At 67.3% G+C, this 13408-nt stretch carries 9 protein-coding genes; 3 read left to right on the forward strand and 6 right to left on the reverse strand.

Annotated features, from left to right (window positions below):
- The 3 genes from ACN4F8_RS06720 to ACN4F8_RS06730 all read left to right on the forward strand — a co-directional run.
- Positions 1 to 490, forward strand: a 490-nt coding sequence (locus ACN4F8_RS06720; protein WP_419472835.1) for an inorganic phosphate transporter, incomplete at its 5' end; no start/stop codon positions are given.
- Between the two features lie 366 nt (positions 491 to 856).
- Positions 857 to 2821 carry a DEAD/DEAH box helicase gene (locus tag ACN4F8_RS06725; RefSeq protein WP_419472836.1) on the forward strand — a complete coding sequence of 655 codons (1965 nt, stop codon included), beginning with the start codon at positions 857 to 859 and terminating at the stop codon, positions 2819 to 2821.
- A gap of 129 nt (positions 2822 to 2950) precedes the next feature.
- Complete coding sequence (locus tag ACN4F8_RS06730) at positions 2951 to 4477, forward strand: FAD-binding domain-containing protein (protein WP_419472837.1); 1527 nt, start codon at positions 2951 to 2953, stop codon at positions 4475 to 4477.
- A gap of 9 nt (positions 4478 to 4486) precedes the next feature.
- On the opposite strand, the gene atzF is transcribed toward ACN4F8_RS06730, so the two are convergent.
- From atzF to ACN4F8_RS06760, 6 genes are all read right to left on the reverse strand, one after another.
- Positions 4487 to 6325, reverse strand: a complete 1839-nt coding sequence (gene atzF, locus ACN4F8_RS06735) for an allophanate hydrolase (RefSeq protein ID WP_419472838.1) — start codon at positions 6323 to 6325, stop codon at positions 4487 to 4489.
- A 26-nt stretch (positions 6326 to 6351) separates the two neighbouring features.
- Positions 6352 to 10176 carry an urea carboxylase gene (uca, locus tag ACN4F8_RS06740; RefSeq protein ID WP_419472839.1) on the reverse strand — a complete coding sequence of 1275 codons (3825 nt, stop codon included), beginning with the start codon at positions 10174 to 10176 and terminating at the stop codon, positions 6352 to 6354.
- 192 nt (positions 10177 to 10368) lie between these two features.
- Entirely contained in the window at positions 10369 to 11028 is a 660-nt protein-coding gene (locus ACN4F8_RS06745) for an urea amidolyase associated protein UAAP2 (RefSeq protein ID WP_419472840.1), read from the reverse strand.
- 10 nt (positions 11029 to 11038) lie between these two features.
- Positions 11039 to 11737, reverse strand: a complete 699-nt coding sequence (locus tag ACN4F8_RS06750) for an urea amidolyase associated protein UAAP1 (protein ID WP_419472843.1) — start codon at positions 11735 to 11737, stop codon at positions 11039 to 11041.
- 263 nt (positions 11738 to 12000) lie between these two features.
- Positions 12001 to 12852: an ABC transporter ATP-binding protein gene (locus ACN4F8_RS06755; protein ID WP_419472841.1), complete on the reverse strand. Its 852-nt coding sequence runs from the start codon at positions 12850 to 12852 to the stop codon at positions 12001 to 12003.
- Between the two features lie 142 nt (positions 12853 to 12994).
- A partial coding sequence (locus tag ACN4F8_RS06760; RefSeq protein ID WP_419472842.1) for an ABC transporter permease occupies positions 12995 to 13408 on the reverse strand: 414 nt, incomplete at its 5' end.

Here is a 13408-nt window from a genome sequence, read left to right on the forward strand (position 1 = left end):
ACTCGACAACATGCGCGCCTACTCGATCGCCATGTCGGCCACGCTCACCGTGATCGTCGCCTCGCAGCTCGGCATGCCGGTGTCCACCACGCACATCTCCATTGGTGCGGTGTTTGGCGTGGGTTTTCTGCGCGAGCTGCTCAAGGTGAACTACGCCAAGATGGAAGCGGTGGTGTTTGCCGGCCACCAGGGTGCCGACCGGGCCGAGGTCGAGGCCTACCTGCACCGCTTCGAGGCGGCCGAGGTGCAGGAGAAAAAGCGCATGCTCGCCGAGATGAAACGCCGCACCAAACAGCGCGAGGCGACCGAAACCGCCGAGGGCGCCCTGCTGGCCAAGAACGAACAGAAGGCCATGAAGAAGGCGATCAAGAAAGAGATCGTCAAACGCTCGGCCGTCATGCGCATCGTGGCCGCGTGGATCGTCACCGTGCCCGCCACGGCGGTGCTCGCGGCCATTCTTTTCTACATCGTCAGGGGTGTTCTGAGCTGATGGCGAAAAAGAGTTCAGGGTTTTCCCTGAACTTCGGGCTATAATCAGCGGCTTCGCAGGCAACTGCGATGATTTGTGCATCTGCCTCACACACAGGCCCCCCGATTGCAACGGTGGCGCAGTCTCCCGAAAGACCGCACCACCCGCCAAGCTCTCCAGAGACTGGCTCAACGGATGGGGACCATTCGCTCCCAGCGTCACCGGATTTTTTCCAGGCTGACCCCAGGCGCGTAGACCGTTTGATGGTTGATGTTTTGTAACCACGAACGGATCTAGCGCCATGGAGCGGCCACCCCCTTGCGGGTCGGCTGTCCCTTCCAGCGTCTTCATTCGATCAATTGCGCATTTTTTGGCGCATGGACGAACATGAGCGACTCTTTTGAAACGATGGGCGAATTCACGCCCGAAATTCTCTCCGCCGACACCGACGCAGAGATCATCTCCACCACCGACACCGCTGAGGCCACCGCGCCTGAAGTGCCCGCAGCCCCCAACGGCTTCGAGTTGCTGGGCCTGGCACCCGAGCTGGTGCAAGCCTGTGCTGACCTCGGTTATGTGCAGCCCACCCAGGTGCAGAACAACGTGATCCCCAAGGCCATGCTGGCCCAGGGCGAAGCGCGTTTTGCCGACCTGATGGTCTCCAGCCAGACCGGCAGCGGCAAGACCGCCGCCTTCCTGCTGCCCGTGTTGCACACCTTGCTGCAGCAGCGCGCCGATGCCGACGCCAAGGAGCGCGCCGAGCGCGAGCGCCTGACCGCCGAAGCCCTGGCCCGCGGCGAAGCACCGCCCAAGGCGCCCAAGCGCAAAGACCCGACCAGCTCGCGCAACTTCAAGGCCGCCACCCCCGGCGCCCTGATCCTGTGCCCCACGCGCGAACTCGCGCAGCAGGTGGCCAACGACGCCATCGACCTGGTGCGCCATTGCCGTGGCCTGCGCGTGGCCAACGTGGTGGGCGGCATGCCTTACCAGTTGCAGATCGCCAAGCTGCAGAACGCCGACCTCGTCGTCGCCACCCCCGGCCGCCTGCTCGACCTGCAGCGCTCGCAGCAGCTCAAGCTCGACCAGGTGCAGTTCCTGGTGGTCGACGAAGCCGACCGCATGCTGGATCTGGGCTTTTCCGACGACCTGGCCGAAGTCAACGACCTCACCAGCCAGCGCCGCCAGACCATGATGTTCAGCGCCACGTTCGCGCCGCGCATCCAGCAGCTCGCCATGCGCGTGATGCACGAGAACGGCAAGCACGTTCAAAAGGTGCAGATCGACAACCCGCAAGAGCAACACGCCAACATCAAGCAGGTGCTGTTCTGGGCCGACAACGCCGACCACAAGCGCAAGCTGCTCGACCACTGGCTGCGCGACGCTTCGATCAACCAGGCCGTGGTGTTCTGCAGCACGCAGATTGAGTGCGACGGCCTCGCCACCGATCTGCAGCAGGCCGGCTTTGCCGCCGTGGCGCTGCACGGTGCCCTGAGCCAGGGCATCCGCAATCGCCGCCTGATGGCGCTGCGCGCCGGCCAGGTGCAGATCCTGGTCGCCACCGACGTGGCCGCTCGCGGTATCGACGTGCCCACCATCACCCACGTCTTCAACTTCGGCCTGCCGATGAAGGCCGAGGACTACACGCACCGCATCGGCCGCACCGGCCGTGCCGGCCGCGATGGCCTTGCCATCACGTTCGCCGAACTGCGCGACCGCCGCAAGATCTTCGACATCGAGGCTTACACGCGCCAACGCATCAACGTGGAAACCGTGACCGGCCTGGAGCCGCGCCAACGCGCTCCGCAGAACGAAGCTTTCGGCCGTGGCGGACGCCCAGCCGGCCGCTCGAACGACCGCTTCGGTGGCAACGACCGCTTTGCCGGCAACAACGACCGCCGTGGCCCAGCGCCGCGCTTCGAAGCCCGCAATGAAGCGCCCCGCGTCGACCACAGCCGTCCCGGCACGCGTTTTGACCCGCGTTTCGAAGGCCGTGCCGAGCCACAGCGCCCGGAAGGCCGTTTCGACAACCGCGGTGAAAACCGTTTCGGTGACCGTGGCGAGAACCGTGGTGATGCCGGTGGCTACCGCCCCGACACGCGCCCCGCTGCTGGCCGCAACTTTGCCGACCGTGCACCTGCGCGCCCCGGTTTCGGCCCCAAGCCCGGTGGCTTCAACAGCTTCGGCCGCAGCGACAAGCCCATGGGTGAGCGTGGTGCAGACCGTGGCGCTGAACGTGGCGGTTTTAGCGACCGTGGCAACGCCGAGCGCGGCGCCATGCGCGGTGGTGAATTTGCACCGCGCCGCCCGGAAGGCGCACCGTCGCGCCCCATGGCCCGCCGCAGCCCGCGTTGAATCCCATCGGGCCTCAACAGCCTGATCAAAAAACCAGACCCTCGGGTCTGGTTTTTTTCGCCTGCGCACAACCGCCACGGCAAAGCCCCCAGCCACGCAACAACGCGCCGCACGAATCAGAATGCCGCGATGACGTACAGCGTGGTCTGGTTCAAGCGCGATCTGCGGGTGTGGGACCACGCGCCGCTGGCCGAGGCCGCGCGCCTGGGGCCGGTGCTGTGCCTGTATGTGCTGGAGCCCGCGCTGTGGCGCCAGCCCGATGCCGCGCGGCAGCACCTCGGCTTTGTGCAAGAGAGCTTGAAAAACCTGCAGGCCGAACTCAAACGCCTCGGTGGCCGGCTGCAGCTCGCGGTGGGCGACGCGGTTGAAGTCCTCGAACGCCTGCACCAGCAAGCCCCTTTTGCCGAATTGCTCTCGCACGAAGAAACCGGCAACGCCGCGAGCTATGAGCGCGACCTGCGTGTGAAACAGTGGTGCGCCGACAAAGCCCTGCCGTGGCGCGAGTTCCGCCAGTTCGGCGTGGTGCGTGGCCTGTGCGAACGCAAACATTGGGTGCGGCAGTGGGAGCAGCTCACGCACGCCGAGCAGGCGCCCACACCATCGTTGCAAGCGGCCGAAGTACCGCGCTTCACCGACCCTTGGCCAAGCGCGGACGAGCTGGGTCTCGACGCCCACGAACCACCCCAGCGCCAACGCGGCGGCCGCGCGCAAGGCCTGGCCGTGCTGCAGAGTTTCCTGAATGAGCGCAGCGCCAGCTACCGCGGCGGCATCTCCTCGCCGCTCTCGGCGCCCACCGCCTGCTCGCGCCTCTCGCCCTACCTCACCTGGGGCTGCCTGAGCCTGCGCGAGGTGGTGCAGGCCACGCGCAGCCGCCTGGACGACCCGAGCCTGCCAGGCCGCCAGCGCCTGGGGCTGGAAGGTTTCATGAGCCGGCTGCACTGGCACTGCCACTTCATCCAGAAGCTGGAGACCGAGCCCGCCATCGAGCACCACAACATGCACCCCGGCTACGAGGGCCTGCGCGAGCACGACCACAACCCGGTGCACCTGCAGGCGCTCATGGATGGCCGCACCGGCTGGCCGCTGGTGGACGCCTGCGTGGCCATGCTGCGCGAGACCGGCTGGATCAACTTCCGCATGCGCGCCATGCTGGTGTCGGTGGCGGCGTACCCGCTGTGGCTGCACTGGCGCCCGGTGGGCGAGTGGCTGGCGCGCCAGTTCATCGACTACGAGCCCGGCATCCACTGGAGCCAGTTGCAGATGCAGAGCGGCACCACCGGCATCAACACCACGCGCGTCTACAACCCCGTCAAACAGGCGCAGGACCACGACCCGCACGGCCAGTTTGTGCGCCGCTGGCTGCCCGCGATGCAGCGTGTGCCCGACACCTGGCTCTTCCAGCCCTGGCTCATGCCGCCCGAGCTGCAGGCGCGCTGCCGTGTGGTGGTGGGCGTGGACATTGCCGCGCCGCTGGTCGATCTGGAAACGGCCACGCGCGCGGCCAAGGAACGCGTCTACGCCCTGCGCACCGACCCGGCCGTGGCAGCGGTGCAGGCCAGCATCGTCAAGCGCCACGGCTCGCGCAACCGCAGCGCGGAAAACATCACCCAGCCACGCGCGGTGGAAGCCCCCGCGCAGGCCACGCTGGATTTCTGAGGGCTCGCCTCAGCGCGGCGCGCCCGCCGCGAGCCACGCGCGCCAGCCGCCGAAGTGCGTGATGTCGGTGGCGCCCTCGATGCCGAGGCCTTCGCAGATGAAGCCGGGCACCTCGCTGCCATCGGCCAGCTTCACCTTGCCGATGCCCAGCGGCGCGGGGATGCCGGCCACGAAGCTGCCGAAGTGGGCGGCGGGCACCTCCCACACCTCCAGCGCAATGGCCGAGCCGCCCTCGGCCACGCGCACCATGCCGGGCCGCTGCACCGGGCCACCGGCCAGCGCGTGCAGCTGGTAGTCGGGCGCCGAATGTGGACTGCCGATGAGGCGCGCGCCGCGTGAGGTGAGCTGGTGGTTCAGTGGCAGGCCCGAGAGGTGAGCACCGCATACCGCCACGCGCACGGTGCCGCTGCCGGCCGCGCCCACCTCGCCCGAGGGCAGGCCGGTGCACGCGGGTGTGCTGGCCAGCGGTGTGGGCGTGGCGCCGAGCGTGAAGGTCTCGGCGCGGTGGAACCGGTCGGCCAAGCGCAGCAGCGCGATGTCCTTGAACGCGGGCGCGGCCAGCGTCACGCCCCAGGGCAGGCCTTGCGCCGCGCCACCCGCCAGAAAGCCCGAGGGCACCGCCACCGCGCTGTAGTCCAGCAGGTTCATGAAGTTGGTGTAGCGGCCCAGGTTGGAGTTGAGCTGGATCGGGTCGGCCTGCATGTCGGCGATGCGGTAGATCGTGCCGGCGGTGGGCGTGAGCAGGCAGTCGATGTCGTTCCACACCGCGTCACACACGCGCTTGAGCGCCTTGAGGCGGTAGCTCGCGGCGAACGCCTGCGCGCCGGTCACGTTGCGGCCGCCTTCGATGATGGTGCGCACCGGGGGAAACACGGCGTTGGGTTGCGCGGTGATGAAGTCCTGGATGGCCACATAGCGCTCTGCGACCCACGGGCCGTCGTAGAGCAGGCGCGCCGCCTCCAGGAAGGGCGTGAGGTCCACCTCGACCGGTGTGCCGCCCAGGGCTTTGAGCCGCTCCACCGAGGTGTTGAACAGCGCTGCCGCCGCGTCGTTGCCGAAGAAGGCCAGGTCTTGCGCGCGCGGCACCCCAAAGCGGAACGGGCCCGCTGAGAAATCCACGCCGAAGGGCTGGGCTGCCCGGCTGTAAGCGTCGCTCGCGTCAAACGCCGCCGCTGCACCCAGCACGGCCTGCGCATCAGCGGCGGTGAGCGCGAAGATGCTCACCGTGTCCACCGACCGGCAGGCCGGCACCACGCCCGTGCCCGAGAGCAGGCCCAGCGTGGGCTTGAGGCCCACCAGGTTGTTGAACGAGGCCGGCACGCGGCCCGAGCCGGCAGTGTCCGTACCCAGCGAAAACGTGGCGTAACCCTTGGCCACCGACACGGCCGAGCCCGAGCTGGAACCACCCGAGATGAAGTCCGGATCGAACGCGTTTTTGCACGCGCCATACGGTGAGCGCGTGCCGTTGAGGCCGGTGGCGAACTGGTCGAGGTTGGCCTTGCCCACCGGCACCGCACCGGCCGCCATGAGCTGCTGGATGAGGAAAGCGCTCTCGGTGGGTGTGTAGGCAAATTCGGGGCAACCGGCGGTGGTCGGAATGCTGGCGAGATCGATGTTGTCCTTGATCACGAAGGGCACACCAAACAGTGGCAGGCTCGCCGGTTCCACGCCGTCGAGCCGGGCCACCAGGGGCGCCACCTCGGCGTCGGTCAGCACATGGATGAAGGCGTGGTGGGTGTCGGCGCGGCAGCGCGCCAACGCTTCGGCGATGACCTCGCGCACGGTGGTGCCGCCGCGGTAGGCGGCTTGCAGGCTGGCGAGGTCAAAAGACAGTTGGCTCAGTGACATGAAAACACTCCGTTGTTGTTCTGGACTCAGACGGCTTCGTCGATCAGCACCAGCACGTTCTGCCCGGCCGACACCGCACCGCCTTGGGCGCACATGAGGCTGTGCACCGTGGCGTTGGCCGGTGCCAGCAGGTTGAATTCCATCTTCATGGACTCGATCACCAGCAGCACGTCGCCGGCCTGCACCTGCTGGCCCACGCTCACAGCCACCTTCCACACATTGCCCGGCACGCTGGTGGCCAGCAGACGCCCGCCCTCGGGCAAATCCACCTCGTCGGCCGCGCCGGCTCTGGCCGCCGCGTCGTCGCTCGTGAAATCGTTTTGCCCGGCCGCCACCCAGCGTTCGCGCTCGGCTTCAAACGCAGCCTGTTGTGTCGTCTTGAACGCGGTGATGCTGGCTTCGTTCTCGGCCAGAAAGCGCCGGTAGTCCTTGAGGCTGAAGGTGCCTTCCTCCATGCGCAGCGCATGGCCGCCGTGCGGAAAATTCGCGCGGATGGTCTTGAGAGCGTCTTCGCTCACCGGCTCGAACTTGATCTGATCAAAGAAGCGCAGCAGCCAGGGCTGTTCGAAGTCGGAGCCTGGTGTGCCGTGGCGCCAGCGGTTCCACATCTGCAGCGTGCGGCCCACGAACTGGTAACCGCCCGGGCCTTCCATGCCGTAGACGCAGAGGTAGGCGCCGCCGATGCCCACCGCGTTCTCGGGCGTCCAGGTGCGCGCTGGGTTGTACTTGGTGGTCACGAGGCGGTGGCGCGGGTCCAGCGGTGTGGCCACCGGCGCGCCCAGGTACACGTCGCCCAGGCCGAGCACGAGGTAACGCGCGTCGAACACGATGTTGAACACGTCTTCGATGCTGTCCAGCCCGTTGATGCGGCGGATGAACTCGATGTTGCTCGGGCACCAGGGCGCGTCCGGCCGCACCGACTGCATGTATTTCTCGATGGCCAGCTTGGTCTGCGGGTCGTCCCAGCTCAGCGGCAGCACCACGGTGCGCGAGGGCACCACCATCTCGTCCACCGGGGGGAGTGCGTCGTCTGCCTCGCTGATGATCTGCAGCAGTTCGTTGCGCGGCAGCAGGGCGGGGTCAAAGTGCACCTGCAGCGAGCGGATACCCGGGGTGAGGTCGATCACACCTTTCAGTTCCCGTGCTTTCAGACCGTGCAGGAGCGCCTGCACGCGCATGCGCAGTTCCAGGTCCAGCGTGAGCGGGCCGAACTCGATGAGCACGTAGCGGTCGCCGGCCTGGCGGATCACGCGGCGTGGGCGGTCGCCTTGTGCGGCGCGGTCGTCGAGGATGGGGGAGAGCTGGTGGGTGAGGGCTTCGACAGGCTCAGCCCGAACGGAGGTGGGCTCAGCCCGAGCGGAGGTGGACTCAGTCCGAGCGGAGGTGGACTCAGTCCGAACGGTTGTGATTGGCGCGTCCGGAGCCAACCCCTTCCGTTCGCCCTGAGCCTGTCGAAGGGCATCCCAGCCCATCACATGTTCGTATGACACCCGGTGAAAGCGCACCGTGTCGCCGGGGCGCAGCTGGCCCAGCTTCCACAGTTCGTCGTGCAGCACCACGGCCGGGCACACAAAGCCGCCCAGGCTCGGGCCGTCGGGCCCGAGGATCACCGGCATGTCACCGGTGAAGTCGATCGCGCCGATGGCGTAGGCGTTGTCGTGGATGTTCGACGGGTGCAGGCCCGCCTCGCCGCCGTCGGTGCGCGCCCATTGGGGTTTGGGGCCGATGAGGCGCACCCCTGTGCGGCTGCTGTTGTGGTGGATCTTCCAGTCGGTGCCGAAGAACATCGTGATGTCGTCGGGCGTGAAGAAGTCGGGGGCGCCGTGCGGGCCGTAGAGGACGTTGATGTCCCAGTGGTGGGTGTAGGCGGGGGCTTCGACAGGCTCAGCCCGAACGGAGGTGGGCTCAGCCCGAACGGAGGTGGGCTCAGCCCGAACGGAGGTGAGCTCAGCCCGAACGGAGGTCTGTTCAGGCAGAGCGCCAACACCCTCCGTTCGCCCTGAGCCTGTCGAAGGGCTCACCAACACTGTGGACCGAGCTGAAACTGCGCCAAGGTGAAGCACATCCCCCGTGCGCAAATGCCGCCCCGCGTGCCCGCCAAACTGCCCCAGCGTGAACGTGCTTCGGCTGCCCAAATACAGCGGCACATCAAGCCCACCCGCCACAGCCATCGCAAGGCGCACGCCGTGTTCGCAGCGGCCCACGGCGAGAAGGCCACCAGCGGGCACCTGAATGGCTTGCCACATCGGCACGGCCTCGCCATTCAGCGTCAGCTTGGCCGGCGCACCCGTCACCGCCACCACCGTGGCGGTGTTGAAGCGCAGCGTGGGCCCGGCCAGGGTGATCTCCAGCGCCGCCGCGTCGGGTGTGTTGCCCACCAGCGCGTTGGCCGCCCGGTGCGCGTGCATGTCCATGGGGCCACTCGGCGGTACGCCCACGTCCCAGTAGCCTTGCCGGCCCGGCCAGTCCTGCACGCTGGTCTGCACGCCGGGCTCCAGCACGTCGATGGTGGCCGGGTGGTAGGCGAAGGTGGAGAGAAACCGCGTGACCTGTTTGCCGGCACGGAACACCGGGTCGCGCACCACCTGGCGCAGGTAGCCCAGGTTGGTCTCGATGCCGGCCAGGCGCGTGGCGTCCAGCGCGTCTTCCATCTTTTTCAGCGCTGCTTCGCGCGTGTCGGCCGTGACGATCAGCTTGGCCAGCATCGGGTCGTACCAGGCGGGCACCTCGGTGCCGCGCTCCACCCAGCTGTCCACCCGCGCATCGACCGGGAACACCACTTCGGTGAGCAGGCCCGCACTCGGCTGGAAGTTTTTCGCCGGGTCTTCGGCGTACAGCCGCACCTGGATCGACGCGCCTTTGGGCGAGGGTTGCAGCGTGTGCAGTGGCGGCAGGTCGCCGGCGGCGAGCTGCAGCATCCACGCCACCAGGTCCACGCCACACACCTGCTCGGTCACGCCGTGCTCCACCTGCAGGCGCGTGTTCACTTCGAGGAAATAGAACGCACCCGAGGCAGCGTCGTACACAAACTCCACCGTGCCGGCCGAGCGGTAGTTCACCGCCTGCGCCAGCCGCACGGCGGTGGCGTGCAGCTCGCTGCGCTGGGCGTCGCTCAGGCCCGGCGCGGGCGTTTCTTCAATCACCTTCTGGTTGCGCCGCTGCACCGAACAGTCGCGCTCGCCGAGCGCGATCACGCCGCCCACGCCGTCGCCAAACACCTGCACCTCGATGTGCCGCGCCTGCTCCACGTACTTCTCGATGAACAGGCCCGCGTCCTTGAAGTTGGCCTGCGCCATGCGCCCCACCGAGTCGAAGGCGTCGGTGAGTTCGGCCGCGTTCCACACCAGCCGCATGCCGATGCCGCCGCCGCCCGCCGTGCTCTTGAGCATCACGGGGAAGCCCACGCGCGAGGCTTCGCTCTGCGCCTGTGCGAGATCGGTCAACAGGCCCGAGCCCGGCAGCAGCGGCACACCGCGCTGCTCCGCCAGATCGCGTGCGGTGTGCTTGAGGCCAAAGGCGCGCATCTGCGCGGGTGCGGGGCCGATGAAGGCGATGCCCGCGGCCTCGCAGGCTTCGGCAAACGCCGGGTTCTCGGAGAGGAAACCGTAGCCGGGGTGGATGGCCTGCGCGCCGCAGTCTTTGGCGATCTGCAGGATGCGGTCGGCACGCAGGTAGCTCTCGGCCGCCGGGGCTGGGCCCAGCAAGTAGGCCTCGTCGGCCTCGCGCACATGGCGGGCCTGCGCGTCGGCTTCGGAGTACACGGCCACGCTTTGCACGCCCAGGGTTTTGAGGGTGCGGATGATGCGGCAGGCGATGGCGCCTCGGTTGGCAATCAGGACTTTGGTGAACACAAGAACTCCGGTGCAGGCCGTCCTGCATGTAGAAGGCACACAAGCAGGTCGTCCTGCTCGCGAATCCAGAGGCCGTTCGCCGTGAGCTCCCCTCCGTTCGCCCTGAGCTTGTCGAAGGGCATCCCAACCAGGTTGGCGGGGGCTTCGACAGGCTCAGCCCGAACGGGAGGGGTGGGCTCATGACGACTGGGCTCATTCATTCCAGACAAGCAACTGAATCGGCGTGGGGTTGTAGGCGTTGCACGGGTTGTTGAGTTGCGGGCAGTTGCTGATCAACACCCACACATCCATCTCCGCCCGCATCTCCACGTACTTCCCCGGGCCGGACACGCCGTCTTCAAAACTCAGCGCGCCCTCGGCTGTGACGGGCACGTTCATGAAGAAGTTGATGTTGGGCACGAGGTCGCGTTTGCCCAGTCCCACGTCGGCGTGCTGCAGGGCGATGAGGTAGTTGTCGCGGCAGCTGTGCATGAACTTCTTCTGCAGCGCGTAGCGCACGGTGTTGCTCTCGGCCGCGCAGGCGCCGCCCAGCGTGTCGTGGCGGCCGCAGGTGTCGGCCACGATGGTGAGCATGGCGCGTCCGTCGTTGCTGCGGATCACCGAGCCGGTGGTGAGGTAGATGCCGCCCTGGCGCTGCATGGTGTTGGTGGCGCTGTAATGCTCTGCAGGGTCGTGGCGGCTGTAGAACAGCACGTCGGCGGCCTGGTTGCCCTCCAGGTCGACGATGCGCAGCGTCTGCCCGCGCTTCACTTCAAACAGGATGGGCTCGCCGGGCGGGTGACGCTGGTCCATCACGGCGTGGGCCGGGTCGAGCTGGCTTTCAAGGATGCGGATGTCGGTGGCGGTGTTCATGAAGGGCTCCTCACAGGTACAGCATGTCGGTGTTGTGCAGGGCGCGCGCGTTCTCGGGGCGGAAGGCGCGGCACGCATCAAAGGCCGGCGCGGCGCCGCAGCGCCAGGCCAGCAGGCCCACCTTCTTGGGCGCGTAGGCGGGCGCGGTGTCCAGCCCGTGGGGTGCGGTGCTCATGGCCAGGATCACGTCCATGTCGAACCGCAGTTCCACAAAGTCGCCTGCCTTGGCGTGGTCCGGCACAAAGGCAAAACGGCCCTGCGCGTCCACACCCACCTTGCTGAACAGGTTCACCGGCGCGATCAGGTCGCGCTTGGTGAGACCGTATTTGCCGATCTCGATCAGCAGGCCGTCTTTGCCCGAGCGGTGCATGGCGTTTCGCGCGTGCTCGTAGCGCTTCTCGCCGTACTTCTGCTGCATCAGCTCGGCGTCCAACAGCGCGCCCAGCGGGTCGTGCCAGCCCAGGCTGTCGGCGGTGAAGCTGGCCATGCTGCGGCCCATGTCGCTCATGAGCACATGGCCTTGTGTGTAGTGCGCGGTGTGCTGCGCCTTCAGGCTGTCGGGCATGTTGTAGCGCTCCAGCTTTTCCAGAGCGCTGTAGAGCACCAGGCTCACGTTGGCCCCGGCCTCCAGCGCCACAAAGCGGATGGCGCTGCCGCGCGGCATGCGCCAGCTCCAGTGGCTGCCGCCGGGCACCACCTCGCTCCACATGGCGCGCGCCGTGTCCACACCCTCCAGCGCGGCGGCGGGGAAGCGCTGCCACAGCGCGGGCGCGTCCACCGGCGCTGCCTGCGGTGGGTTGGGCGGCACCACGGTCAAGGGGTCTGCGATCTCTTGTGGGTTCATGCTTGTCTCCGGTTGATTGAAATTCGTTCAGGTTGAGCCGACCTCCGTTCGGGCTGAGCCTGTCGAAGCCTTTGCCAAGGTGTTGGTGAGCCCTTCGACAGGCTCAGGGCGAACGGAGATCGCATGGCTCAGCTCTCCGCGCCCGCGCCCGAAAGGCGCTGCAGCTGCTCCAGATCGGTCTTCATGCCCGAGGTCTCGCGAATGCGCTCCAGGATGTCGCGCTTGAGGCGCACGAACCCGGGCTCATGCTTGAGGTCTTGCACGCGCTGGTCGCCAAAGGGCACGTCGTAGATGGTGTCGATGCGCCCGGGGCGCGGCGCCATCAGCACCACACGCCCGCCGAGGTACAGCGCTTCTTCCACGTCGTGCGTCACGAAGACGATGGTGGTTTTCTCCAGCTTGTGCACGTAACGGATCAGGTCGTGCATCACCTCGCGGGTTTGCGCGTCGAGCGCGCCGAAGGGCTCGTCCATCAGCAACACATCAGGGCGGCCCATGAGCGCGCGCGCAATCGCCACGCGCTGCTGCATGCCGCCCGAGAGCTGGTTGGGCCAGGCGTTGGCCACGGGCTGCAGGCCCATGAGGCGCAACAATGCGTCGGCCCGGCCCGAGGCGGCTTCCACGTCGGCCGAGGTGCGGCCGTCGGTGTGGGCCTTGAGCTGGCGGCAGAACTTGATGTTCTCCATCACCGTCATCCACGGGTAGAGGCTGTAGTGCTGGAACACCATGGCGCGGTCGATGCCCGGGCCGTCCACCGCGCGGCCGTCCACCAGCAGGTCGCCACTGGTCTGTGTTTCCAGCCCGCCAATGGTGCGCAGCAGCGTGGACTTGCCGCAGCCCGACGCCCCCACGAAGGTGGCGAACTCGTTCTCGCCGATGTCGAGGTTGATGCCTTCGAGTGCGTTGATGGCCGCGCCGTCAAAGCGTTTGCTGAGGCTGCGGATGACGATCTTGGGCAGGGGAATGTGGGCGGTGCTCATGAACAACCTTTTTGAGTGGATGCCTCGAATGGAGGAACGCCTTTCAGACGCACCGCGGAACTGGCTTTGCCAGGCCGCAGGTGCGGTCCCCCTCCGGCCGAAGGCCAGAGAGGGGGAAGACGCGAAGCGGCGCAGGGGGTGCTCATTTCAAATAAAGCCAGGGAAACGCGCGGCGGTGCCCCCAGCGAAAGAGCTGGTCGGTGACCAGCCCGATGAGGCCGATGACGATGATCCCGGCGAAGATGGTGTCGGTCTGCAGGAAGCGCTGGGCGCGCAAGATCGCGTAGCCCAGGCCCGAGTTGGCGGCCACCAGCTCGGCCACCACCAGGTACGTCCAGGCCCAGCCCATGGTGATGCGCAGCGTGTCGAGCAATGCCGGCTTGGCGCTTTGAAAGATCACCTTCTCGATCAGCTCCAATCGGTTGGCGCCCATGGTCTGCGCCGCCTCCACCTGCGCCGCCGGAACGCTGCGCACCGCATCAGACCCCATCGGCACAGACTCGAAAAAGGTGCCGATGAAGATGATGGAGATCTTGGAACCCTCGCCCATGCCCAC

The organism is Hydrogenophaga sp. (assembly GCF_048549895.1).
Taxonomy (GTDB): Bacteria; Pseudomonadota; Gammaproteobacteria; order Burkholderiales; family Burkholderiaceae_C; genus Hydrogenophaga.